Below are 24,482 nucleotides of genomic sequence, written 5' to 3'. Positions count from 1 at the left end.
ACAACGAGGGCAAGGTCCGCCTCGACGACGAATCCACCATCACCAACAACGACCCCACCAACTGCGCCGGCACCGTCAAGGACTGCTTCAACTGACGGACGTACCGCGGCGCGACCGCGCAACGGTCCGGCCCCCTGCCACCTGACGGTGGCAGGGGGCCGGACCCCGTTCGGCGTCAGCTCCGCACGAAGACCGCCACGCTGCGCGGCGGCACGGTGAACGTGCCGTCGGCCCGGTCGAACGAGGCGGTCCGCAGCGCCGGGTCGGCGGACTCGCGCAGCACCGGATGCAGCGCCACGTTCGCGCCGCGCAGGCCGGTCACCGTCTGCTTCGCCGTCGCCGGGGTGGCGTTGAAGACCACGGTCACCGACTGCCACGACCCGCCCAGCCCGCGGGCGTCCAGGGTCATGGTGAGCACGCCCGGGGTCTCCCGGTCACCGGAGAGCGGGAAGTCGACCCGCTGCTGCACCTGGCCGGCGGTGGCCAGCCCGAACACCGGCGAGGACCGGCGGATCTCCAGCAGCTCGGCGTACCGGGCGTCGGCCAGGTCGATCGCCGCGCAGTCGGGCACCAGTGCCGGGTCGGCCAGCAGCGGCTTCGCGTACGGCCACTTGTCCTTGTTGTCCTGCTCCGGCGGGAGACCGGCGCCGAAGCCGTTGCCCTCGGCGCAGTCCCACCGGATCTGGTTGAACCAGTCCCCGGAGTTGTAGGAGTTGCGGTCCAGCGACTTGGAGCGCAACCGCTCCGAGCCGGCCGTGACGAACCCGGTGCCCTGCCCCAGCACCACCGTGCCCAGCGCGAGCACCTGCATCCGGGCCCGATCCCGGGCCGAGGTGGCCTGTGGCAGCTTGTACGCCAGCGCGTCGTACAGGATCTCGTTGTCGTGCGCGTCGACGTAGGTGACCGCCTCCCCGGGCGCCGCCGTGTAGCCGGCCGGCGAGCCGTTGTAGTCGACCTGGGCGCCGGTGACCCGCCGACCCGAGGAGTCGGTGAACCGGTAGTCCCGCAGGTTGCCGGTCAGCCCCACCTTGATCAGATCCTGCTGGTGCAGCAGCCGCGCCCGCTGCTCGGCGGCCGAGCCGTTGACGTCGTCCCCGTTCGGGTCGGTGAACAGCCCGGACGCGAAGCCCTGCAGCCGCGGGTTGCCGTCGAACGGCCCGCCGCCGCGCACCGCGTCGCGGAGCCGGTCGTTGAACGTGCCGATCCCGGTGCCGGCCATGTTGGCCTGGGTGGCCTGCACGAACCGGGCGTCGTCGGCGACCTCGCCGAAGTTCCAGCCCTCGCCGTAGAGCAGGATCTTCTTCCCGTCCACCCCGTCGCGGGCGACGGTGAGCCGGTCCAGCGCGGCCCGGACGGCCAGGATGTTGGCCTTCGGGTGGTGGCCCATCAGGTCGAACCGGAAGCCGTCCACCTTGTACTGCTTCGCCCAGGTGACCAGGGAGTCCACCACGAGCTTGCCCATCATGGCGTGCTCGGGGGCGGTGTTGGCGCAGCAGGTCGAGTTGGCGACGCTGCCGTCCTCCAGCAACCGCTGGTAGTAGCCCGGCACGATCTGGTCGAGCACCGACTTCGGGTCGGTCCCCGCCGCCGAGGTGTGGTTGTAGACCACGTCCATCACCACGCGCAGGCCGGCCCGGTTGACGCCGGCGACCATCTGCCGGAACTCGGTGGTCCGCTTCGCCCCGGCCGGGTCGACGGCGTAGCCGCCCTCCGGCACGGTGTAGTGCAGCGGGTCGTACCCCCAGTTGTAGCCGTCGGCGTCGGCGACCGCCGCCACGCACTTCTGCTGCTGGTCGGAGTCGGGTGGCAACGCGGCCAGGTCGCAGGCCGGCCGGGCCTGGTCGGCCCGCCGCTCCGGGATGGTGGCGAAGTCGAAGGCCGGCAGCAGGTGCAGGTGGGTCACGCCGGCGTCGCCGAGCGCCTTCAGGTGCTTCATGCCGGCCGTGTCCGGCTCCGTGAAGGCCAGGTAGGTCCCGCGCCGTTCGGCCGGAACGGTGTCGTCGGCGATGGAGAAGTCGCGGACCGACAGCTCCTGGATCTGCGCCTTCGCGGGTGGCACCGCCGCCGGTTTGCGCAGGTCGGCCCAGCCGGCCGGGGCCAACGCCCGGTCGTTCAGGTCGACGATCTGGCTGTGTGTGGAATCCGGCGCCAGCGCCACCGAGTACGGGTCGGTCACCGACGCGGTGATCATCTTCTGTGCCGCCGGCTGCCAGGCCTCGACCTGGTAGCGGTAGTACTTGCCGGTCCAGGCCCGGCTGCCGCGCACCGACCAGACGCCGGTGCCGTCGTCGCGGCGCATCGCCACCGTCTTCGCCGGCGCGGTGGGCGAGTCGTAGAGCTGGAGCGACACCGCGCGGGCGGTGGGCGCCCAGACGGCCAGGGTCGGCACCCCGCCGGTGAAGGTCGGCCCGAGCCGCGCGTCGGTCGCGCCCCGGTAGACGTCGTCGAGCACGCCGGGGATCTGCACCCCGGTGGCGCCGAGCAGGCGCCCCTCGGCGTCCCGCTCGGTCACCACGAGCTGCCCGCGCAGCGCCGCCGGGACCTTGGCCAGGTCGGCCCGGTCCAGGGTGAACGCGCGGTAGGCCCAGAGCTGGGGGTACGCCTGCCGCTGGGCCTCGGTGAGCCCGTTGCGCTGCGCGGCCAGCGGCAGGGTGGTGTACGTCCCGGTCAGCTCGCCGTCGGCGATGCCCAGCCCGCCGGTCGGTGCCGCCACCAGGGCGTACCGCTTGCCGTCGGTGGGGCCGGTCGACCAGGCGATCGTGGCGCGGTCGATCCACTGCGCCTTCTGCTTGGTGAGGTCGAGATCCTTGGCGACGCCGGCGGTGGTCGGCGGGAGCAGCCGGCCCTTGACCCCGGCCAGCAGCCAGACCTCGGGCCCGGCGGTGGCGAGGTCGAGCCGCTGGTCGTCCGGCTGGTCCTTGGTGTCGCCGCGGTGCACGATGTAGCTCAGCCCGGTGGCGCCGGCCGCGAGGGGCACCCGGAACACCGCCCCGTACGCGTCGATCTTCTCCGGCATGAGCGGGCTGCCCCAGTCGGTCGGGGTGGCCGCGCCGTCCCAGAGGTGCAGGCCCCAGCCGGCGTAGTCGCCGTCGGCCTTGCGCCAGTGGATGACCGCGGTGCTCGGGTCGGCCGGCGGGTCGGGCTCGCCGGTGGCGGCCTGCCGGGTCGGGTAGAGCGTCGGGTCGCCCTGCTTGACCCAGACCTCGCCGGTCTGTGTCACGTCGATGGTGCGATCGTCCGCGACGTCCTTGGTCCCGTCGGAGTCGACCACCAGGAAGCCGACCGACGTGGCGCCCGGCTTCAGCTTGACCCAGGCGAACCGGCCGTAGGAGTCCTCACCGGCGAACGGCTGCCCCTTCGGCCAGTCGGTCTGGTAGGCCGGGTCGATGTCGCCCCAGCTGTAGAGGCCCCAGTCGGCGTACCCGCCGGCCGGGCGCTGGTAGTGCACGACGGCCCAGTCCCGCGACGCGCCCTGCGCCGGGGTGCCGACCACGCCGGTGGACCGGGTGGTGGCGAGGCGGCCCCGGCCGTCACGGACCACGGCCTTGTACTCGACCTTCGTCCCGCCGGCCAGACCGGTCAGGTCGTGGTGGACGGTGTACGGGGCCCGGTGCGCGCTGCCCAGCAGCGTCCACTTCCCGCCGGGCACCCGGGCGGCGAAGGTGACCGTCGCGAGCGGGTCGCCGGTGACCTGCGCGGTCACGGTGGCGGTGGTGGCGACCGGGGCGTCGCCCGGCGCGGTGAGGGTGATCGTCGGGGCCGAGCCGGCCGGCGGGACGGCCCGGTCGGCGCGGAGCACCACGGCCGACATCGCCGGCACGGTCAGGGCCAGCTTGCCGTCGGCGCCGGCGGTCGCGTTCGCCGCGCCGCCGTAGACGCCGGTGAAGGTGGCGCCGGCCGACCAGGTGTCCACGGTGACAGTCTGCGCGGTGGCGGCGTTGTTCACGGCGACCACGTACTCGGTGCGCTGCGCCGGCTGGATCCGGGAGAAGGCGAAGACGCCGGGGCCGTCGGCGGCGTACCGGGTGACCTGGATGCCGTCGCGCAGCGCCGGGTGGGCCTGCCGCAGCCGGCCCAGCTCCGCGATGGTCCGGTACAGCGGGTGGCCGGTGTCGTACTGGTCGGCGGCGTGGGTGCGGGTGGTGCCGATCAGGTCGTCGTCGAGGTAGTCCGCGGTCTTCGAGGCGAACATGTCCTGCCGGGCGTCCTTGTCGCCGCCCGGGCCGGTAAAGCCCTGCTCGTCGCCGGAGTAGACGACGGGCTGACCGCGGGTGAGGAACATCAGCTGGTGGGCGAGCTGGTCCCGGTTGAGCTGGGCGGCGTCGTCCCCGCCGGTCGCCGCGATGAAGGAGCCGATCCGGCCCATGTCGTGGTTGCCGAGGAAGGTGGTGAGCCGGTTGGCGTCGGTGTTCCGCGCGGCGTACAGGTCGTCCCTCGCGTACACGTCGGCGAGCGCCTTGGCGGAGCCGTCGGCGGCGGCGTAGCCGCGGGCGGCCTCCTGGAAGGAGAAGTCCAGGGTGGCCGGCAGCCCGCCGCGGCGCACGTACGTCGACTCGATCTCCTGGTCGGCGCTGTAGACCTCGCCGAACATGAAGAAGTCCGGCTTGCCGGCCCGGGCGGCGGCCGCGTTGATGCCGCGGGTGAACTGCGGCCAGAAGTCGAGGTTGGTGTGCTTGACGGTGTCCAGCCGGAAGCCGTCCACGCCGGCCCGGCCGATCCACTGCGCATAGATGTCGGTCATGCCGCGGACCACCTCGGGGCGCTCGGTCCAGAGGTCGTCCAGCCCGTAGAAGTCGCCGTACTCGCTGTTCTCCCCGGCGAAGGTGGAGTCGCCGCGGTTGTGGTACATGGTCGGGTCGTTGAGCCAGGCCGGGACCTTGGCCTTCGCGTCGGCCGGGCTGGCGAAGGTCGGGGTGTACGGGAACGACCCGGTGCCGACCCGCGGGAAGGCGCGGGTGCCGTCGGCGTAGTTGCGGTCCTCGAAGGCCCGGCCCTGCGCGTCGGTGTACGGCGCGGTCTTCTTGTCCACGTAGCCGTACTTGTCCTCGGCGTACCGGATCACGTCGGCGGTGTGGTTGGCGATGATGTCGAGGTAGACCTTGATGCCGCGCCGGTGCGCGAGGTCGACCAGCTTCTTCAGCTCGGCGTTCGTGCCGAAGTGCGGGTCGACCTGGGTGAAGTCGGTGATCCAGTAACCGTGGTAGCCGGCCGAGACGTCGGCGCCGGCGCCCTGCACGGGCCGGTTCTTGAAGATCGGGGCGAGCCAGATGGCCGTGGTGCCCAGGCCCTGGATGTAGTCCAGCTTGTCGATGACGCCGTTGAGGTCGCCGCCGTGGTAGAAGCCCTTGTCCGTCGGATCCAGACCGGTGGCGAGCCGGCCGCCGCTCAGGCCACCGGTGTCGTTGCGCCGGTCACCGTTGGCGAACCGGTCCGGCAGGACGAAGTAGAACTGCTCGGCCTGCGCGTCGTCGTTGCCGGCCTTGAGCAGTGTCTCGGCGGACGGCTCGGTGCGCCACTGGGGCGCTCCGGCGGCGGCCAGCACGTCGGGGGTGGCGGGTACGCCGCCGTCGGCACCCAGTTGGTGGATGGCCACCGGCACGCCGACGAGGGTGAGCACCAGGGAGGAGACCAAGGCCAGCAGGGCCTTGCGAGATATCGGCGGGGGTTTCATCGACGGCCTTTCTCTGGTCGCTGATTCGCCCGCACGCTAGCCCTTGCCGAAACATTCTGCAATACCTTGCAAACCAGGTCGCAACAAAGCAGCAACCTTGCGAAAGCGCAGCATGAGCGACCCGCGGACCTACCGCCGTCCCGCCGACGGCGGTCGATGCGTCAGCCGGCGATGCAGGGCGACCCGTCGACCGTGCAACTGGCCGGCCGGGTGGTGCCGGTGTTCTCGGCGTGGAAACGCAGCCGCACCACCTCGCCCGGCTTCAGGTCCACGCCGCTGCGATAGGTGAAGACGCCGTCGACGACCGTGGCGGTCCCCTGCTCGGCGCCCTCCATCCAGGACGTGACGACCCGCCCGCGCGGGAAGGACAGCCGCACCGTCCAGCCCCGGGCGGCGCCGGCGGTGTTGGTGAGCCGCACCTGGCCGATGAAGCCACCGTCGAAGCTGCTCACCACCCCGTACCGGCCGGTCACCGGGGAGGACACGGCCGGCGAGGCCGCCGAGGCCGGCGGTGGGGTGGCGGACCTCGGCGGGACCGGCCGGCCGCCGCCGGGAGTCCGGGTGGCCGACGCGCTCGGAGTCGGCCGGTCGGAGAGCACCGTCGACCGGGGTGACACCCGGGGCGCCACCGGAGCCGCGGCGGAGGTCGGCGGCGCCGCCGTGGTGGTCGCCAGGGCGGGCAGCGTCATCCGCCCGTCCGGCGGCAGCGGCGCATCGGCGTACGGACGCCGGCTCCGGGTCGCGCCCAGCGCGACGAGCAGCAGCACCACCATGACGAGCACGCCGATCGAGACCACGATCCAGGGCGACGACGCGATGGCGGCGCCGGCCGACGGGCGGGCACGCCGCGTGCGGGACATGATCCTCCCCCTGTTCCGGGGGTGAGCGTACCCCCCGCTGCCTCGTCGCGGCGCCAGCGTAGCCAGGGACAACGGCCGTTCCCAGCCGGGCCGGGGCGATCCGCCCGTCCGGTCGACGCGAGCCGGAGAACGGATGACCGGTGCGCGGCGGTTCGGCCCGGGCGCCCGGGGATCCGGCCGGTGCCGGACAGCCGGACGGCACCTCGACCGGAGCGGCGAATCGGGGATGCGCCGACACGCCGCGCATCCGATGGACCGCAGCGCGTTGTCGGCTACGCTGTCCGGGCTCATCGATTGGAGATCCATAAATGGCTCGATTCCGGGCAAGGTCGCGCAAGCTCGGATCGTTAGTCCACTGTGGATGACCAGTCGGCGGGCCCACCCCCGCACCACCGGCCGCGACCGGGGCCACGCCCGACCGCCGGCCCACCCGTCCCATCCCGACAACCCATCCCTCACCCCGACTCGGAGCACCCCCCATGCAGATTGCCAGCGCGCCAACCGGGCTGATCCGCAAGTCCCTCGGGACCAGCGCCCTGTTGGTGTTCAGTGCGACCGCCTCCTCCCCCATGGCCGTGCTCGCCGGTGCGATCGTCGCCACGTACGCCTCGACCGGCGTCACCGGCACACCGCTCGGCTTCCTCGTGATGGCGGCCGCGTTGCTCTTCTTCTCCGTGGGTTACCTCGCGATGGCCCGCTACGTCTCCAGCGCCGGGGTCTTCTACGCGGCCCTCGCCGCCGGCTTCGGACGCTTCTGGGGCGTGGTCGCGGCCCCCGTCGTGCTGCTGGGCTACAACGCCATCCAGATCTGCCTGTACGGCCTGCTCGGCGCGGTGGCCAGCGGCAGCCTCGGCGGCGCCTGGTGGCTCTGGGCGCTCGTCGCCTGGGCCGCCGTCGCGCTGATCGGCGTGTTGAAGTCCCGGATCAGCGTCGGCCTGCTCGGCGCGGTGCTGGCCGTGGAGGTCGCCGTCATCCTGCTGTTCATCCTGGTCTCGTTCGCCAACCCGGCCGGCGGCACGGTCAGCTTCGCGCCACTGAGCCCGGGCAACCTGCTGGTGCCCGGCATCGGTGGCGTGGTCGCCTTCTGCGCGGCGTCCTTCGTCGGCTACGAGTCCGCCGCCGTCTACTCCGAGGAGTCGCGGTCGCCGCAGGCGGTCTCCCGGGCCGCCTACTCGGCGCTGATCCTGCTCGGCGTGCTCTACGCCCTCGCGGCGTGGGCGCTGGCCGTGGCGGTCGGGCCGGACCGGGTGGTCGACGAGTCCCGCGACCCGGCCTCCGGGCTGCCCTTCTCGATCCTGGAGACGCACGCCAGCCCGCTGCTCGGCAGCGTGGCGACCGCCCTCGTGGTGACCAGCGTCTTCGCCGCCATGATCAGCTTCCACAACTCGATCGCCCGGTACGCCTTCAGCCTGGGCCGGGAGCGGGTGCTGCCGGCGGTGTTCGAGCGGATCGGCCGGGGCGGCGCGCCGGTGGCCGGCTCGGTGCTCCAGTCGGCCGTCGCGCTGCCGGTGATCCTGATCTTCGCGCTCACCGGCGCCGACCCGGTGGCCATCATGTTCAGCTGGCTCTCCGGCGTCGCGGCCATCGCGGTCCTGCTGATGATGGCGGTCACCTCGCTGGCCGCGGTCGCCTTCTTCCGCAAGGGCGGCGGTTCCACGGAGAGCGCCTGGCAGCGTACGGTCGCGCCGCTGATCGGCGCGGTGCTGGTCGGCGCGGCGCTGCTGACCACCCTGGTCAACCTCTCCGCCGTGCTCGGCACCCCGGCGGACTCGACCACCAAGTGGCTGGTCCCCGGGGCGGTCGCGCTGGCCGTGGCGGTCGGCCTCGGCTGGGCGTCGGTGCTGCGGGCCACCCGCCCCGAGGTGCTGGAGAACGTCGGACAGGGGCAGCCACGGCCGCTCGCCGTGATCGAGCAGGACCTGATCGGTCGCTCCCTCTGACCGGCACACCACGGCCCGCCCTCGAACCCCGGGGGCGGGCCGTTCCTCGTGCTGGTCAGCGGCGGCGGCGACCGCCGGCCACGGTGGCCGAGGTGACCGCCGCCTTGCGCTCCTGACCGAGCATCGCCAGCTGGTTGAGGTGCCGCAGCCAGGGCCAGGCCGGATCCGCCTGCTGCTCGGCGGTGAACGGCCGCCAGCTGCGGTATTCCACCCCACCGCTGGTGAAGTGCGGGAAGCTGGCGTAGACCTCGACGTGCTCGTGGGAGCGGGCCGGCCGGTCGAGCACGAGCAGGTTGCCGTCGGCGAGCGCCACCAGGCACCGGCCGGGGATGCCCATACCGCCGCCGCTCGCCACCACTTCCTCGGCCACCCGCTCGTCGCCGAGCAGGGTGGACACGGCGACGCCGACGTAGGTGGCGCCGGCGGGCATCGGCTCCGCGGTCTGGGTCATCTGGGCCACCGGGTCGAAGACCCCGCCGTCGGCGAGGTAACCCTTGGCGATCTCGGTGAGCTCCTGCAACAGGGCAGGCAGATCCTGGACGTCGTCGCCGTCCCGGAACAGCCGGGACGCCGCCTTGATCTCGAAGTAGGGACGGCGCGCGGAGGAGAAGGCCGGATCCAGGCAGGTGTAGAGAAAGACCATTGCGTGCGGCCCGACCGGCTTGGTCCGGCGCAGGTCCCAGTAGTGCGAGGCGTGCAGCGCGTTGGCGTACTGCACGCGGTGCACCAGCGCCTGCCGGATCTGGTTCTGCACAGCCGGGCCGGAGTAGCCGTCGGCGACCTGCTCCGCCCCGCCCGGGCCACCGGGACCGCCCAGGCCGCCGAGGCCACCGGGAGCACCGAACCCGCCAGGACCGCCGAACCCACCAGGACCGCCGGGGCTGCCGGGCCCACCGGGGCCGGTGGGGGTGGCCGACCAGGCCGCGGGCGCCGGATAGCCGCTCGCCGGGCGGCCCGGGTCACCGGTCGGCTCGGCCGGTGGCCGGAAACCGGGGTCGGGCATCCGGTGCCGCGGCACTTCCCCGGTGCGGTAGCCGGCCGCCTCCGGGGCGAAGGAGGCCGGCGGCGGGGCGTACCCCGGACCCGTCGCCACGCCCCGGCTGGTTGCCGACGCCGGGCCGCCGTAGCGGGACCGGTCGGTCGGGGCGGCGTGCCCGGCGGCCTCCTGAGGCGGATAGCCGGCGGTCTCCTGAGCTCCGTAGCGGCCGGTCTCCTGCGCGGCGTAACCGGCGGCCTGCTGCGCGCCGTAGCCCGCCGCCCCCGGCGCGCCGTAGCCCGCCGCCCCCTGGGCGGCATAGCCGGCGGTCTCGTGGGCGCCATAGTGGGGCCCGGGCGCGCCGGCCGGGCCGGGCGCTCCGGGGTGGCCGGCGGGTGCCTGGCCGGTCGACGCCGCACGGTAGCCGCGGGGGTCGTGGGCGTCCCGGTCGGGCCCGGCCGGAGCGGCGCCGTAGCCCCGCTCCGGGCCGTCGGTCGCGGGGAAGCGCTGGACGCCGTCCCGCAGCCACCGGGCCGGCGGCGGAACCGGGGGTGTCGCCGGTCGGTGTGTCGACCCGCGGGTCGCGCCGTGGTCCCGAGGGTCCTCGTAAGACGGACGCGGCAGCGGCGACCGGTGATCCTGCGACACGTGGTAGCTCCTGGCTAGCTGGGATTCGCCCGGCCGATGATCTCACTGTACGCACCGGCTTATCAACCGTACGCACACAATGCCCAGGCCACGGCGATCTGACTCGCGGCTCAGGAAGGGAGCGCGGCCGTCGACAGTGGTCGGTGCCCAGGTCAGCCCGGCTGGGGCGGCAATTATGGACAATTGGTGGCCAAATTCGTAACGCTTGCCTGCTCTCCGTGACTCATGGTCCACTCTTTGCTCCGAGCACCCGTGATGAGGAGCGCCCCGTTGCCAGCCGACCCGCGTCGCGACGAGTCCGCCACCGATCCAGAGGAGCTCCTCGCCGACATCGCGGCACTGCGCGCGGCCGTCGCCGCCGGTCGGGGCACCCACGTCGGCTTCCCGGTCGCCACCGACATCGACTACAGCCCGCTCGCCCCGATCTTCGGCGCCCTGTTGAACAACATCGGCGACCCGTGGACCGACCCGGCCGGCGCCAACCACACCAAGCGCTACGAGCGGGAGGTGCTGGACTGGTTCGGCGACCTGTTCCAGGCGCCCGCCGACGACCGGTGGGGCTATCTGACCTCCGGCGGCACCGAGGGCAACCTCTACGCCCTCTACCTGGCCCGCCACCGGTTCCCGAAGGGCCTGGTCTACTACTCCGCCGACGCGCACTACTCGGTGCCGAAGTGCGTCGACATCCTCAACCTGGACGCGGTGGCGATCCGCACCGACGAGCGCGGCGAGGTCGACTACGACGACCTCGCCCGGATGATCGAGCAGCACCGGGACCGTCCGGCGATCGTCGTGGCGACCTGCGGCACCACGATGACCGAGGCCGCGGACGACGTGCCGCGCATCCGGCGCATGCTCGGCCGGGCTGCGGTCCGGCACCACCTGCACGTCGACGGGGCTCTCACGGGCGTGCCGCTGGCGCTGGCCGACGGCCCGGCCGCGCTGCGACTGGACGGCACGGCCGACAGCATCTCCGTCTCCGGATACAAGTTCCTCGGCACACCGGTGCCCTGCGGCGTGGTGCTGACCCGCCGCACCCTCCAGCAGCAACTCGGGCAGACGCCCAACTACACGGCCACGGTGGACACCACCATCAGCGGCTCGCGCAGCGGCCATCCGGCCCTGCTGCTCTGGTACGCGATCCGCCGCCTCGGCCGGCACGGCCTGCGGGAGCGCGCCGACCGCGCCCGGGAGCTGGCCGCGTACGCGGTCGACCGGCTCAACGAGGCGAACTGGCCGGCCTGGCGGCACGAGCACGCGTTCACCGTCGTCTTCCCCACCCCACCCGCGACGGTCACCGAGAAGTGGGTGCTCGCCAGCAGCGCCGGCCGCAGCCACCTGATCTGCATGCCCGGGGTGAGCAAGGAGACGATCGACGAGTTCGTCGCCGACCTCGCCGCGGCGGTGGCGCCGCGCCGGGCGCGACGCCGGGCGCAGCCCTCCCCGCCCACGCCGGTCCGGCCGGTCGGGTCGGTCCACCCGGCGCCCTGTCCGGGCTGATCCGCCTCAGGCGGTCCGGATCACCGTGCAGATGACCGGGCCCTCGTCGGTGGAGCGCAGCAGGTAGCGGTAGCGCTCCCCCGGCACCGTCCGGCCCTGGCTGTCCAGGAACTCCCACCGCACCGCCACCTCGGTGAGCAGCACGGAAAGCTGCTGCACGTCCTCGATCTGCGCGTGCGCCGCGATCAGCTCGCGTTCCTGGTAGTCGGGTGCCGCGCCGACGAAACTGAGCGCCACGGCCGCCGGCGAGGTGAACGAGAAGCTGTACGTGTCCGCGACCACCAGCCCCGGCAGCGCGTAGCAGCCGGCGATGGCGGGCACGTCGGCGGTGGTCAGCGCCACCCCGTACCGGCCGAAGAAGTCGGTCAGCGCGTCCAGGTCCGTCGAAGCCGTCACGAGGCTCACCTTTACCGGTGGGCGGTGCCGGCAAACCTGGTCAGCGCGGCGGGATCCGTACCTCGATCTCCGCGCCGAGCTGGGCGCCCCCGGTCAGGTCCAGGTCGTCGCCGCTCCAGAACCGGCCCGGGTCGTACCAGTTGGGCCGCCGGCCGGCGGGCAGCAACGCCATCGCCTCATAGGTCACGGCGACCACCTCGGCGCAGTAGGCCGTCTCCAACGCCCGGTCGCGTACCGGCACCACCCCGTCCCCACCCGACCGATCCACCTCGGCCGGCGCGCCACGGTCCGCACTGGACCGACCCCGGCGGCGCAGCTCCGGCACCCGGCCCCGGGCCCAGCGCCAGGCGAGCTGGGCGGTGGACGGGAACGGGGTGCCGTCGAGGCGGGCCACCGTGCGCAGCACGGCCTCCTCCATGGCCGGGCCGGCCGGCGGGTCGAGCTGGCGCAGCCAGGCCCGCTGGCCGTACCGGTTGGCCCAGACGCAGACCGCGTCCCGCAGGTCGTGCAGTTGCACGCCGCGCTGGTGGCTGCCGGTCCACATGTCCGGCAGCGACCGGCCCAGCTCCGCGTGCCACATCAGCGGCGGCATGTCGTCCAGCACCACCGCCATCCCCACATGGTTCACCGGGCTGTTGGTGGTGAACTGGATGGCCCGGTCGGGCATGCTGCGCCCCCGGAACACCCACAGGTCGCCGGTGCGGGTCAGCTCCACGGCCTCGTCCAGGCTGATGCTCATGAAGGACTACCCTAGGCCGATGCGGCAACGGATGCGGTGGTGGAAGGTGCTCGGACTGGCCGGTCTCGCCGGCGTCGCGGCGACCGGCGTCGTCGTGGCCCGGGCCGAGCGGCGGCGGCGGGCGTACACCCCGGAGGAGATCCGGGAGCGGTTGCGCGAGCGGCACGCCAAGGCGGCCGGGTCCACCACCTCCGCCGACGACAGGCCCTGACCGCCCGCACGCCCCCGCACCGCGGCGCCGAGGGCGGCGTCAGCCGTCGCTGCGGCGGACTGCCTCGTCCAGCGACTCCGGGGTACGGCCGACCAGCGCGCTGCCGTCGTCGAGCAGCAGGATCGGGCGCTGGATGAGTTCCGGATGCGCGACCAGGGCGGCGATCCAGCGTGCCTCGGTGTCGTCGTCGCGCGCCCAGTCGGCCATGCCGAGGGCCACCGCGGCCGGTTCGCCGGTCCGGCAGATGTCCCACGCCCGGGCGTCCAGCCGACGCAGCACCTCGGTCACCTCGGCCACGCTCGGCGGCTCGGTCAGGTACGCCCGCAGCCGGTAGGGCACCTGCGCCTCGTCCAGTGTGGCGCGCGCGGTAGCGCACTTCGAGCAGGACGGGTTGTGCCAGATCTCCATGCCCGACATCCTGGCAGACCCCCGGACCCTCCGGCCTGGACACCCGTCCGGCCGAGACGGCCGCCCGGGTGCAGTGCAGCGCGCACGAGATGCGGCATTCCGTGCCATCCCCGAACCGGGATGCACCAACGTGCCGCAACCGGAGTCGATCACCAGCCCTGAAACCCGCGCTGGTCCCACCCTCACCGTCCCACAACCCGGGCATAGGGCACAGCCGGGCATGGGATGCAGGCTCCCAGGCGCGTCACCGCATTCGGACATGCAGCCGTTCGTTGGGCGACCAGACGGCTCGGCCTGGTCGCCTGGGCCGGTGCCCTTCCGCTCGCTACTGATCTGATGACGTGAACGACTCACCGCCACAGTCCGCTGATCCGCGACGGGATGCGGCAAACGGGGCCATCCGGCGCCGAGGAAGCACCAGATCGCCGCAACCCGGGCAGACCAACCTCCCGCCCGACGCGGCACCCCGGGGCCGGTGTCCTTCACCTCGCTACTGGTCTGTTGACCTGAACGACTCGCGGCCACGGCGGCCAGCCGGTCATTGCGGCTGATCCACGCCGGGATGCGGCACGCCGAGGAAGCACCAGATCGCCGCAACCGGAGCGGATCATCCCTTCCGTGCCCCGCTGTGGGTCGTTTCCGCCATCGAGGTCGGTACTGTCCGGAACCCCCATCCCGGGCCGTGGCGACGGGCATGGTCGGCTCATCCGAATTCGGCTGGTGGGTGGTGGTGGCCGTTGGGTGGTTTGGGGCCTGGTGTGCCGTGGTCGGGGCCACCCGCAGGGTGGAATCATGCCGGGGTCGGGGTCGTTGAACATGGCAGACCGTAGAGCAGCCCCACCCCCGGGGTGCGTGGAGCCCGGCCGGAATGATCGGCCACCGGCCGTCGTTATACCCCCGGACCGCGCACCACCCGGTCCACCCGGGTCAAGCCGAGGGGAACGATCCCCGGCCCCGGGCCGTTACATCCCCCGGACCGTGCACCACCCGGTCCACCCGGGTCAAGCCGAGGGAATGATCCCCGGCCCCGGGTCGTTACATCCCCCTGGACCGTGCACCACCGGTCCACCCCACCCCCGGGATATCGGCAGGCCGAGGGAATCACTTCCCCGCCACCGACGGTTACACCCCCGGGCACGCCCGAGCAGGTCACCGACCGCTGGGCATCCCCCAAAGACTTTCCCCCCCTTTGCGCGCGGCAGCAGACACCCCCCGTGTGGCTGTCGCGTCACCCCCGATCAGAGAGGCACTCACCATGCGTACCACTCTGCTGCGTAACACCGTTCTGACCGCCGCCGGCTTCGCCGCCACCGCTGGTGGCATCGCCGGCCCCGCCATCGCCGCCCACGCCGCCCCCGCCGAGAAGACCGCGCAGGTCAGCACCGACCGCAAGGGCCACGGCGAGCGCGAACTCGACGTCCGCTACGAAGCCCAGCCCAACTTCTACTACTGCGGCCCCGCCGCCACCCGCAACGCCCTGTCCGTGCTCGGCAAGAACATCGACGTCGACACCATGGCCAAGGAAATGGGCACCACCGAGAACGGCACCAACAGCATCAACGACATCACCCCCGTCCTGAACAAGGAAACCGGCAAGCACTACCGGTCGGTGGAGATCAAGGACGGCAAGGCCGACGACAAGCAGACCGACACCCTGCGCGCCGACATCGTGCGCACCGTCGACGACGGCCGCGCCGTAGTCGCCAACATCGCCGGCACCGCCACCGACACCGACGGCAACACCCACTCCTTCGAAGGCGGCCACTACATCAGCGTCGTCGGCTACCACGACAACGGCCACACCGTCACCATCGCCGACAGCGCCAACCCCAACACCGCCTCCTACCGCATCAGCGTCGACAACCTCGCCGACTGGATCGCCACCCGCGGCTACAGCGCCTCCTGACGATCCGAGCACCAGCGAAAGGGCCTGACCCCGCACGGGGTCGGGCCCTTTCGGCACGTCAGCCGCCGGAGTCGTCCAACTCGGCGCGGTCCGGCGGGGAGTCGTCGCGCGGGGGCGGTCAGCGGTCGCCGGCCGGTACCCGCTCCGCCTCGTCCGGCACCTCCACGGCCGCCGGCCGGTGCGCCCGGCGGCGCAGCCACCAGGTGCTCACCACGCCGGCCAGCACGGCCAGCGCCAGGCCGGCCCAGGAGAGATCCTTGAGCCAGTGCTCGGCCGCCCGCCCCACGCTGAAGAGCAGGTACGTCGTGCCGAACGCCCAGACCAGGCCGCCGGCCGCGTTGGCCAGCAGGAACCGGCGGTAGGGCACGTGCAGGGCGCCGGCCAGGGGCCCGGCGAGGATCCGCAGCAGGGCCACGAAGCGGCCGAAGAAGACGGCCCAGACGCCGTGCCGGGCGAAGCTCTGTTCGGCGCGGGCGAGCTGCGCCGGGCCGAGGTGCTTCGGGAAGCGCCGGCCGAGCCGGACCAGCAGGGGACGCCCGCCGCGTCGGCCGATGGCGTACCCGATGGAGTCGCCGACGATGGCGCCGGCCGCGGCGGCGGTGGCCACCCAGTGGGGTTCGATCACCCCGGTGGCGGCCAGCAGCGCGGAGCTGACAAGCACGATCTCGCCGGGCAGCGGCACGCCCATGCTCTCCACGCCGATCACCGCGGCGACGATCAGGTAGGCGACGCCCGGGGGAAGCGCGGCGAGCAGGTGTTGAACGTCCACCACACCCACCCCTTCCGGTCCGACCTCGAACCCTACCCGGGAGCGGGCGGCCGAACCGCCTCGTCAGCCGGTGGTCACCGGGGCGAGGAACTCCAGCCGGTTGCCGTGCGGGTCGTGGGTGTGGAACCGCCGCATGCCGGGGACCTCCTCGTCACCCCAGGTGACGGGGTGGCCGGCGGCGGTCAGCCGGGCGGCGAGCGCGTCGAGGTCGGGGCGGAGCAGCGCGGGATGCGCCTTCCGGGCGGGCCGGAAGTCGTCCTCGACGCCCAGGTGCAGTTCGGCGTCGTACCCGGTGAACCAGCAACCACCGCGGGCGGCGAGGGCCGGTGGTTTGGCCTTTTCGGTCATGCCGAGCAGGCCGGTGTAGAAGGAGCGGGACAGCTCCTCGGAGCCGCGTGGGCAGGCGAGCAGGACGTGGTGGATCATGGAGGCACCTCCTCGTCCCGAACCCTGGCACGAGGTTGCGTGAATAGCAAGACGGACGTACGGTTTTGTTGGAAGCACCGCCGGGTAAGTGTTGCCTAAGCGCGGCAGCGCCCCGGTCGGTGCGACAGACTGCTCAGGACTACTCACGGTCGCTGGTGTGAAGGAGTACGACGTGGCGAGCCTCGACACCTTCGGTGCGAAGACCCAGCTACGCGTCGGAGACGCGAGCTACGAGATTTTCAAGATCGGCAAGGTGGAGGGCCACGACCGGCTGCCCTACAGCTTGAAGATTCTGCTGGAGAACCTGCTGCGGACCGAGGACGGCGCGAACATTACCGCCGACCACATCCGCCAGCTCGGCGCGTGGGACGCCAGCGCCGACCCGAGCGTGGAGATCCAGTTCACCCCGGCCCGGGTGCTGATGCAGGACTTCACCGGCGTGCCCTGCGTCGTGGACCTGGCCACCATGCGGGAGGCCGTCCGCGACCTCGGCGGCGACGCCACCAAGGTGAACCCGCTCGCCCCGGCCGAGCTGGTCATCGACCACTCCGTCATCGCCGACCTGTTCGGTCGCGAGGACGCCTTCGAGCGCAACGTCGAGCTGGAGTACCAGCGCAACAAGGAGCGCTACCAGTTCCTGCGCTGGGGCCAGACCGCGTTCAACGAGTTCAAGGTCGTCCCGCCGGGCACCGGCATCGTGCACCAGGTCAACATCGAGTACCTGGCCCGCACGGTGATGGAGCGCAACGGCCAGGCGTACCCGGACACCGTGGTCGGCACCGACTCGCACACCACCATGGTCAACGGCCTGGGCGTGCTCGGCTGGGGCGTCGGCGGCATCGAGGCCGAGGCCGCGATGCTCGGCCAGCCGGTCAGCATGCTCATCCCCCGGGTCGTCGGCTTCAAGCTCTCCGGTGAGATGCCGGCCGGCACCACCGCCACCGACCTGGTGCTCACCATCACCGAGATGCTGCGCAAGCACGGCGTGGTCGGCAAGTTCGTCGAGTTCTACGGCCCGGGTGTGAGCGCGGTGCCGCTGGCCAACCGGGCCACCATCGGCAACATGTCGCCGGAGTACGGCTCGACCGTGGCGATCTTCCCGATCGACAGCGAGACCGTCCGCTACCTGCAGCTGACCGGTCGCGACCCGCAGCAGGTCGCGCTCGTCGAGGCGTACGCCAAGGAGCAGGGCCTCTGGCACGACCCGGACCACGAGCCGGAGTACTCCGAGCGCCTGGAGCTGGACCTCGGCACCATCGAGCCGTCCCTGGCCGGCCCGAAGCGCCCGCAGGACCGGGTGCCGCTGGGCTCGGCCAAGACGCTGTTCCGCTCGGCGCTGACCGACTACGTGGCCGCCGACGAGACCGGCGGCGACCCGGGCCGCAAGCCCGGCGTGCCGCAGCAGGAGAAGCCCTTCGGCGCCGACGGCCCGGCCGACGAGGCGTCCGCCGAGTCCTTCCCGGCCAGCGACTCCCCGGCCAACGGCATCAACGACCCGGCCGACGCCCCGCGGGACCTGGAGACCGCCGCGGTCGGCGCGGGTGGCCGGGCCAGCAACCCGGTCCGGGTGACCGCCGCCGACGGCGTCGAGTACGAGCTGGACCACGGCGCCGTGGTGATCGCCGCGATCACCTCCTGCACCAACACCTCCAACCCGCAGGTCATGATCGGCGCCGCGCTGCTGGCCCGCAACGCGGTGGAGAAGGGCCTGAACCGCAAGCCGTGGGTGAAGACCACCCTCGCGCCGGGCTCCAAGGTCGTCATGGACTACTACGACCGCGCCGGCCTCACGCCCTACCTGGAGAAGCTCGGCTTCAACCTGGTCGGCTACGGCTGCACCACCTGCATCGGCAACTCCGGTCCGCTGCCCGAGGAGGTCTCCGCCGCGGTCAACGAGGGCGACCTGGCCGTCGTCTCGGTGCTCTCCGGCAACCGCAACTTCGAGGGCCGGATCAACCCGGACGTCAAGATGAACTACCTGGCGTCCCCGCCGCTGGTGGTCGCGTACGCGCTCGCCGGCACCATGGACATCGACCTGGCCAACGAGCCGATCGGCGAGGACGCCCAGGGCAACCCGGTGTTCCTGCGGGAGATCTGGCCGAACAGCGCCGAGATCCAGGACGTCATCGCCTCGGCGATCGGCGCCACCGGCTTCAGCTCCGCGTACGCCGACGTGTTCGCCGGTGACGAGCGCTGGCAGTCGCTGCCGACCCCGACCGGCGACACGTTCTCCTGGGACGGCGAGTCCACCTACGTGCGCAAGCCCCCGTACTTCGAGGGCATGGCGAAGGACCCGCAGCCGGTGCAGGACATCGCCGACGCCCGGGTGCTGGCCAAGCTGGGCGACTCGGTGACCACCGACCACATCTCCCCGGCCGGCTCGATCAAGGCGGACTCCCCCGCCGGCAGGTACCTGGCCGAGCACGGCGTGGCCCGGCACGAGTTCAACTCGTACGGCTCCCGCCGGGGCAACCACGAGGTGATGATCCGCGGCACCTTCGCCAACATCCGGCTGCGCAACCAGCTCGTCCCGGGTGTGGAGGGCGGCTTCACGGTCAACCACCTGACCGGCGAGCAGACCTCGATCTACGACGCCTCGGTGGCCTACCAGGAGGCGGGTGTCCCGCTGGTCATCCTGGCCGGCAAGGAGTACGGCTCCGGCTCGTCGCGCGACTGGGCGGCCAAGGGCACCATGCTGCTCGGCGTCAGGGCGGTCATCGCCGAGTCGTACGAGCGGATCCACCGCTCGAACCTGATCGGCATGGGCGTCCTGCCGTTGCAGTTCCCGGTCGACACCACCGCCGAGTCGCTGGGCCTGACCGGCACCGAGACGTTCTCGATCAGCGGCGTCACCGCGCTCAACGACGGCGACACCCCGCGCACGGTGAAGGTCACCACCGACACCGGCGTGGAGTTCGACGCCGTGGTCCGCATCGACACCCCCGGTGAGGCGGACTACTACCGGCACGGCGGCATCCTGCAGTACGTGCTGCGCCGCATGATCGCCAACTGAATCGCGTAGGACTGGTCGAAGGCCGCTTCCCGCTCCGGCGGGGGGCGGCCTTCGCCGTACCGCGGTCAGCGCAGCCGGAGCGCGACGGCGCGCGCCTCGGCGTCGGTGAGCGGCAGGAACCACAGGAAGCGCCGCACGATCGCGATCGGGTCCGGGCCGCCGGGCTGACCGCGCAGGTCACGGATGGCCTGCCGGGTGATCCGGGAGAACTCGGGGATCATCGTGGCGCGGCGGGCCGCGTCGGTGGGCGCGGCGCGCAGGGTCGGGCAGGGCCAGGGTTCGCCGCAGCGGTCGCAGCGCCAGGCCGGACCGCACGCGCGGTGTCCGGTCAGCGGCAGCACCACCCGGGGGTACGCCGATGTCGGCGTCGGATCGGTCATGCCTCCACCGTGCCGACGGTGCCCGTACAATCACACAGCGTTGTGTAATCTCCTTCGGACGGTTCTTTTGCTCCGGGGAGGAACGGGCATGAACCATGCCTTCGTCACCGCGCTGGCCGGCGCCGGCCTCACCGCCGAGAGCCTGGCGGAACGGCTCGGCCTGCACCCGAAGACGGTGGCCCGGTGGGCGAACCCCGGGCACATCCCGCAGAGCCGGCACCGCGCGACCGTCGCGAACCTGCTGGGCCAGCCGATCGAGGCGCTCTGGCCGGACGCGATCCGCCGCCGCGAGCCGGTGTGGTTCCGCCCGTGGGTCGACATCGAGCGCGAGGCGGTCGCGCTGCGTGCCTTCCAACTGGCCTGGGTGCCGGGCCTGTTGCAGACCGAGGCGTACGCGCGGGCGACGTTCATCGGCCAGCCGCTCACCCCCGACGAGATCACCGATCTGGTCACCGCCCGGCTGGACCGGCAGGCCGTTCTCACCCGGGCGCGCGGGCCGCTGTACGTCGTGGTGCTCGACGAGCAGGTGCTGCGCCGCGCCGCCGCCGGTGACCGGGCGCTGATGGCCGCGCAGGTGACCCATCTGGTCGCCTGCGCCGAGCTGCCGAACGTGCAGCTCCACGTGGTGCCCCTGGACACGCCCAGCTATCCCGGGCTGGACGGGCCGTTCGTCATCGCCGAACTGCGCGACGGCAACCGGGTGGCGCATGTGGACAGCCAGGCCCGCGCGCAGATCATCGAGCAGCCCTCGGAGATTGCTACCCTGGAGCGTCGGTGGGAACGCATCCGGGGCGAGGCCCTGCCCCGCGCGCGGACCCTGGAACTGCTGAGGGAAGTTGCGGCGGCATGGAGCTGAGCGGCGCCCGGTGGCGCAAGAGCACCCGCAGCGGCGGCAACGGCGGCGACTGCGTCGAGGTCGCCGCCAACCTGCCCGGCGTGGTCGGCGTACGCGACTCGAAGGACCCGGCCGGGCCGGTGCTGACCTTCACCCCGGCGGCGTGGACCCGGTTCCTGACGCTGGCCCGCCGCTGAGCCCGCACCCGCCGCAACGCACGCCGGCTCACCAGGGCAGTCAGGGCGACCCACGTCGTCCCGCGACGACGGACGGTTCAGGCCCCACCGCGCGCTCGCGGCCCGAAGCCACCGGTCACCGCTCCGCCGACTCCAGCACGGCCTTGAGCCGGGCCAGGTCGGCCTCGACGAGCGCGGTGTCCCGGTCGAAGTCGGCGTCGCTCATGCCGGGCATCCGCCGCAGGCTGAACACCACCTCGGTGGCGTCGCCGTCGGCGATGGCGCGCAACGGCACGTACACCCGCTCGCCGGCGGGCGTCAGCACCTCGTGGTCGAGCACGCCGTACTCGTTGGCCGGCGCGAACGTCAGCCGCGCCCGCCCTTCGGGGGTGTCGACGAACCACTGGCCGTCGACCCGGGTCACCGAGCCGCCGAGGCCGGGCGCCCAGCGGGACAGGTTCGCCGGGTCGGCGGCGAAGGCGTAGACCTCCGCGACCGGGCGGTCGATGGGGACGCTGAGGTGTCGGGATTCGCTGGCCACCCGCCGATGATGGCACGGGCTGCACTACCTGCTGGCCGGCACCTGAGCTACTGGAAACCGGTACGCGGTGCCAGGCGGGCGCCGGTAGCGTGCCGGCGTGGGACTCGACGCGTTCGTGTACTGCCGGTGCTGGCAGGACGGCCTCGCCACGCCGTGCCCGGTCGGCCCGGTCGGCTACGACGAGGACGGCTGGCTCGCGCTGTTGCGGCCGTGGAAGGGCAACCAGGCCGCACACGCCACGTTCGACGCCTGGCTGAAGGGCGCGTGCCCGCACCAGGCCATGGAGCAGGCGACCGAGCACGTGTCCAACTGGGCCGGCGTACGGCTGTTCCAGCAGGCGTTGCGCACCGCCGGCACGGAGCGCTTCCCGACGCTCGCCACCGCGCTCCCGGGCGTCAACGGCGGCTCGTTGCCGGCCGACCGGGCGGCGGTCGCGCTCGCCGAGCTGGACGCGTTCGCCCGCGCCGACCGGATCGCGGACGAGGTGGAGCTGATCGACGAGGCGACCGGCCGGGTGCTGATGCAGTACGTCGAGAGCTACCACGGGGTGTTCATGTTCGGCCCGGGCTTCCAGGCCGGCGTCGACCCGGACGGCTTCTTCGTCCTCGACCGCGCCGACCCGCCGGCCACGCTGTTCCGGGCCAGCCGGTTCACCCAGCGGCCGCTGCCCGGCGACCGGGTGGAGTTCACCGTCGGCGGGGCACGGACGGTCCTGACGATGCGAACAGTGGGCGAGCACGGCGAGCCGCCGCCCGAGCGGCTCGCGGTACGGACCCGGAGCCGGTCGGGCGACGACTTCGCCTACCTCGTGGAGCCGCTGCGCCGGCTGTGCGCCGCGGCGGTGGCCACCGGCAACCCGGTGCGGTGGTGCTGACCAGCCCCGCTCACCACGGGATCACACCCGCGTCCTCGAAGTACCCGCCGGTCGGCCCGTCGTCGGGCAGCGTCGCCAGATGGATCGCGATCGCCGCACCCTGCTGCGGGGTCCGCACGCCCCGGAAGCCGTTCAGGTCGGTCGCGGTGAACCCCGGGCAGCCGGCGTTGATCAGGATGTTCGTGTCGGCAAGCGCCCGGGCGTACTGGATGGTCACCGCGTTGAGCATGGACTTCGACGGCGAGTACGCCACGGACAGCGGCCCGGTCTGGTGTTCGCCCTCCGAGGCGCTCTGCCGGGCCAGCGAGCCGACGCCGCTGGACATGTTGACGATCCGCGGCGACGCCGAGCGGCGCAGCAGCGGCAGCATCGCCTCGGTGACCCGGACCACGCCGATCACGTTGACCTCCACGGCCGTCCGCACGGTCGCCAGGTCGACGTCACCGGGGCGCTGCCGCCCGCCGCCGGTCACGCCCGCGTTGTTGACGAGCACGTCGAGACCGCCGGCCTCGGTCTCCAGCAGCCGGGCGGCGGCGGTCACGCTCGCGTCGTCGGTCACGTCCAGCGGTACGCCGAACGCGTCCACGCCGTCCGCGCGCAGCTTCGCCACGGCCGCCTCCCGGCGCTGCTCGTCCCGCGCGCCCACACCTACCCGCCAGCCGAGCGCCCCCAGGCCGGCCGCGATCTCGTATCCGATCCCCTTGTTCGCGCCGGTCACCAGCGCGATCGTCCGTTCGCTCATGGTGTCGATGCTGTCCGCGCGGCGTACCGGCCGCCAACACCGCTTCGGTAGCGTGCGATACCCGGACGGTATCGCCGGGGGTAGGGTTGCCGGGTGGAGACCCGCGAGTTGCGCTACTTCGTGGCGGTGGCCGAGGAACTGCACTTCAGCCGCGCCGCGCGCCGGCTGGGCATCGCCCAGCCGCCGCTGTCCCGGGCGATCCGGCAGCTCGAGCGGCGGCTCGGGGTGACCCTGCTGGAACGGGACAGCCGCAGCGTCGCGCTGACCCCGGCCGGGTCGGTGCTGCTGCGGGAGGGCCGGGCAGCCCTCGACGCCGTGGCGGCCGCCGACCGCCGTACCCGCCGCGCCGGTCAGGCCGCCAACGGCGGTACGGGGCTGGTGCTCGCGACGAAGGCGGGGGCATCGAGCGAGCTGCTGCCGAAGCTGCTCGACGCGTACGCCGCCGAGCCGGACGCCGTCCCCGTCGAGGTGCTGCTGTGCGGCATCGGCGAGCAGGAGCGGCTGCTGCGCGACGGGCGCGCCGACGTGGCGCTGCTGCACCTGCCGTTCGACTCGACCACCGGGCTGGACACCGAGGAACTGATCACCGAGCAGCAGGTGGTGATCCTGCCGGCCGGGCACCCGCTGGCCCACCGGCCACACCTGCGGATGGCCGAGGTGGCGGCGCTGCCCGACCTGCCGATGCCGCGTTGGCCCCGGTCCGACGGGTCGTATCCGCCCGGTCCGGGCCCCGAGGTCCGGGACCACGCCCAGCTGCTCCAACTGGTCGCGCTCGGGCGTACCTCGGTGGTGCTGCCGGAGTCGTGCCGGTCCCTCCTCCGGTCGGACGTGGCCGCCGTGCCGGTGCTGGACGCGCCCGCGGTGACCACCGTGATCGCGTGGCCGCCGCACAGCCGGTCCCGGGCGCTGGCCGACCTGGTCCGGACCGCCACCCGCCTCTGAGCCCTGCCCCTACGTCAGCAGGTTCTTGCGCATCTGCTGGGTGACGACCCGGTAGCCCGACGACTCGTACAGGTTCCGCGCCGTCTCGTTGGCGCCGAACACGTTCAGCTCAAGGGCGTGGGCGCCCCGCTCCCGCGCCGCCCGCTCCCCCGCCGCGAGCAACGCCCGCCCCAGGCCCTGACCGCGGCGCTCGGCGACCAGCTCGATGTCCTGCAGGTAGGCGCAGTGGGCGAGGCCGCGCGGGTGCGTGAGGCTGATCCAGATGCGGCCGACCGGCGAGCCGTCGGGCAGCACGCCGATCAGGAGAAGCTCGCCGGGGGTGGCCATCCCGTCCGGCAGTTGGACGGCGATGGCCTGGCGGGCCCGGTCGAGCGCCTCGTCCGCCGGCCAGTTGCCGGCCGAGACGTGCTCCTGGGCGTAACCGGCGGCGAGCTCGGCCTGCCACACGTCGAACTCCGCCGGGGTCACGGCCCGGACGCTCACCTCGGTCATGCCGGACACCCTGCCATGGTTGCCCGGCCGCCACCGC

The 24,482-nt window shown here is 72.9% G+C and carries 21 protein-coding genes; 9 read left to right on the top strand and 12 right to left on the bottom strand.

The window, feature by feature from the left end:
- Nucleotides 1–175: 175 nt before the first annotated feature.
- Nucleotides 176–5,671, bottom strand: coding sequence for a pullulanase-type alpha-1,6-glucosidase (pulA, locus tag AB0I11_RS21925; protein WP_357323312.1), 5,496 nt, complete (start codon nucleotides 5,669–5,671; stop codon nucleotides 176–178).
- 161 nt (nucleotides 5,672–5,832) lie between these two features.
- The gene (locus AB0I11_RS21920) at nucleotides 5,833–6,531 is read right to left on the bottom strand and encodes a cellulose binding domain-containing protein (protein ID WP_357323309.1); all 699 of its coding nucleotides are present in this window, start codon (nucleotides 6,529–6,531) and stop codon (nucleotides 5,833–5,835) included.
- A gap of 479 nt (nucleotides 6,532–7,010) precedes the next feature.
- Here AB0I11_RS21920 and AB0I11_RS21915 point away from each other — a divergent pair, with 479 nt between their 5' ends.
- On the top strand, nucleotides 7,011–8,471 hold the full coding sequence (locus AB0I11_RS21915; RefSeq protein ID WP_357323306.1) for an APC family permease: 1,461 nt from the start codon (nucleotides 7,011–7,013) through the stop codon (nucleotides 8,469–8,471).
- Nucleotides 8,472–8,526: 55 nt separating this feature from the next.
- On the opposite strand, the gene AB0I11_RS21910 is transcribed toward AB0I11_RS21915, so the two are convergent.
- Nucleotides 8,527–10,095: a hypothetical protein gene (locus AB0I11_RS21910; protein WP_357323303.1), complete on the bottom strand. Its 1,569-nt coding sequence runs from the start codon at nucleotides 10,093–10,095 to the stop codon at nucleotides 8,527–8,529.
- 270 nt (nucleotides 10,096–10,365) lie between these two features.
- Here AB0I11_RS21910 and AB0I11_RS21905 point away from each other — a divergent pair, with 270 nt between their 5' ends.
- A complete protein-coding gene (locus AB0I11_RS21905; protein ID WP_357323300.1) occupies nucleotides 10,366–11,595 on the top strand; it encodes a histidine decarboxylase in 1,230 nt (409 codons plus the stop codon).
- A gap of 6 nt (nucleotides 11,596–11,601) precedes the next feature.
- On the opposite strand, the gene AB0I11_RS21900 is transcribed toward AB0I11_RS21905, so the two are convergent.
- Together AB0I11_RS21900 and AB0I11_RS21895 are read right to left on the bottom strand one after the other, a co-directional pair.
- On the bottom strand, nucleotides 11,602–11,991 hold the full coding sequence (locus AB0I11_RS21900) for a hypothetical protein (RefSeq protein ID WP_357323297.1): 390 nt from the start codon (nucleotides 11,989–11,991) through the stop codon (nucleotides 11,602–11,604).
- 40 nt (nucleotides 11,992–12,031) lie between these two features.
- On the bottom strand, nucleotides 12,032–12,730 hold the full coding sequence (locus AB0I11_RS21895; protein ID WP_357323294.1) for a hypothetical protein: 699 nt from the start codon (nucleotides 12,728–12,730) through the stop codon (nucleotides 12,032–12,034).
- A 31-nt stretch (nucleotides 12,731–12,761) separates the two neighbouring features.
- Here AB0I11_RS21895 and AB0I11_RS21890 point away from each other — a divergent pair, with 31 nt between their 5' ends.
- Nucleotides 12,762–12,941 carry a hypothetical protein gene (locus AB0I11_RS21890; protein ID WP_357323328.1) on the top strand — a complete coding sequence of 60 codons (180 nt, stop codon included), beginning with the start codon at nucleotides 12,762–12,764 and terminating at the stop codon, nucleotides 12,939–12,941.
- A gap of 39 nt (nucleotides 12,942–12,980) precedes the next feature.
- Here the strand turns inward: AB0I11_RS21890 and AB0I11_RS21885 are convergent, their stop codons facing one another.
- Nucleotides 12,981–13,349: an ArsC/Spx/MgsR family protein gene (locus tag AB0I11_RS21885; RefSeq protein WP_357323291.1), complete on the bottom strand. Its 369-nt coding sequence runs from the start codon at nucleotides 13,347–13,349 to the stop codon at nucleotides 12,981–12,983.
- A gap of 1,255 nt (nucleotides 13,350–14,604) precedes the next feature.
- On the opposite strand from AB0I11_RS21885, the gene AB0I11_RS21880 reads away from it, so the two are divergent.
- Nucleotides 14,605–15,255, top strand: coding sequence for a C39 family peptidase (locus AB0I11_RS21880; protein ID WP_357323287.1), 651 nt, complete (start codon nucleotides 14,605–14,607; stop codon nucleotides 15,253–15,255).
- A gap of 118 nt (nucleotides 15,256–15,373) precedes the next feature.
- Here the strand turns inward: AB0I11_RS21880 and AB0I11_RS21875 are convergent, their stop codons facing one another.
- Nucleotides 15,374–16,024 (bottom strand): DedA family protein, encoded by a 651-nt coding sequence (locus AB0I11_RS21875; protein ID WP_357323284.1) that lies wholly within the window; start codon nucleotides 16,022–16,024, stop codon nucleotides 15,374–15,376.
- 63 nt (nucleotides 16,025–16,087) lie between these two features.
- Nucleotides 16,088–16,450, bottom strand: a complete 363-nt coding sequence (locus tag AB0I11_RS21870) for a VOC family protein (protein ID WP_357323281.1) — start codon at nucleotides 16,448–16,450, stop codon at nucleotides 16,088–16,090.
- Between the two features lie 157 nt (nucleotides 16,451–16,607).
- Here AB0I11_RS21870 and AB0I11_RS21865 point away from each other — a divergent pair, with 157 nt between their 5' ends.
- On the top strand, nucleotides 16,608–19,463 hold the full coding sequence (locus AB0I11_RS21865; protein WP_357323278.1) for an aconitate hydratase: 2,856 nt from the start codon (nucleotides 16,608–16,610) through the stop codon (nucleotides 19,461–19,463).
- Nucleotides 19,464–19,528: 65 nt separating this feature from the next.
- Here AB0I11_RS21865 and AB0I11_RS21860 read toward each other — a convergent pair whose 3' ends face one another.
- Nucleotides 19,529–19,843, bottom strand: a complete 315-nt coding sequence (locus tag AB0I11_RS21860; protein WP_357323276.1) for a hypothetical protein — start codon at nucleotides 19,841–19,843, stop codon at nucleotides 19,529–19,531.
- Nucleotides 19,844–19,931: 88 nt separating this feature from the next.
- Between AB0I11_RS21860 and AB0I11_RS21855 the strand changes: the two genes are divergently transcribed.
- Entirely contained in the window at nucleotides 19,932–20,699 is a 768-nt protein-coding gene (locus AB0I11_RS21855; RefSeq protein ID WP_357323273.1) for a DUF5753 domain-containing protein, read from the top strand.
- Nucleotides 20,690–20,875: a DUF397 domain-containing protein gene (locus AB0I11_RS21850; RefSeq protein WP_357323270.1), complete on the top strand. Its 186-nt coding sequence runs from the start codon at nucleotides 20,690–20,692 to the stop codon at nucleotides 20,873–20,875. The genes AB0I11_RS21855 and AB0I11_RS21850 overlap by 10 nt, the downstream gene beginning before the upstream one ends.
- A 115-nt stretch (nucleotides 20,876–20,990) precedes the next feature.
- Here AB0I11_RS21850 and AB0I11_RS21845 read toward each other — a convergent pair whose 3' ends face one another.
- Nucleotides 20,991–21,395 carry an SRPBCC family protein gene (locus AB0I11_RS21845; RefSeq protein WP_357323267.1) on the bottom strand — a complete coding sequence of 135 codons (405 nt, stop codon included), beginning with the start codon at nucleotides 21,393–21,395 and terminating at the stop codon, nucleotides 20,991–20,993.
- A gap of 97 nt (nucleotides 21,396–21,492) precedes the next feature.
- Between AB0I11_RS21845 and AB0I11_RS21840 the strand changes: the two genes are divergently transcribed.
- Entirely contained in the window at nucleotides 21,493–22,269 is a 777-nt protein-coding gene (locus AB0I11_RS21840) for a hypothetical protein (protein ID WP_357323265.1), read from the top strand.
- A gap of 10 nt (nucleotides 22,270–22,279) precedes the next feature.
- On the opposite strand, the gene AB0I11_RS21835 is transcribed toward AB0I11_RS21840, so the two are convergent.
- Nucleotides 22,280–23,011 carry an SDR family oxidoreductase gene (locus AB0I11_RS21835; protein ID WP_357323262.1) on the bottom strand — a complete coding sequence of 244 codons (732 nt, stop codon included), beginning with the start codon at nucleotides 23,009–23,011 and terminating at the stop codon, nucleotides 22,280–22,282.
- A gap of 93 nt (nucleotides 23,012–23,104) precedes the next feature.
- Between AB0I11_RS21835 and AB0I11_RS21830 the strand changes: the two genes are divergently transcribed.
- Nucleotides 23,105–23,953: a LysR family transcriptional regulator gene (locus AB0I11_RS21830; protein ID WP_357323259.1), complete on the top strand. Its 849-nt coding sequence runs from the start codon at nucleotides 23,105–23,107 to the stop codon at nucleotides 23,951–23,953.
- Nucleotides 23,954–23,962: 9 nt separating this feature from the next.
- Here AB0I11_RS21830 and AB0I11_RS21825 read toward each other — a convergent pair whose 3' ends face one another.
- Complete coding sequence (locus tag AB0I11_RS21825; RefSeq protein ID WP_357323256.1) at nucleotides 23,963–24,445, bottom strand: GNAT family N-acetyltransferase; 483 nt, start codon at nucleotides 24,443–24,445, stop codon at nucleotides 23,963–23,965.
- Nucleotides 24,446–24,482: the final 37 nt, after the last annotated feature.

The organism is Micromonospora sp. NPDC050495, from assembly GCF_040655175.1.
Lineage (GTDB): Bacteria > Actinomycetota > Actinomycetes > Mycobacteriales > Micromonosporaceae > Micromonospora.
This window is presented reverse-complemented; position numbering and strand designations above follow the sequence as displayed.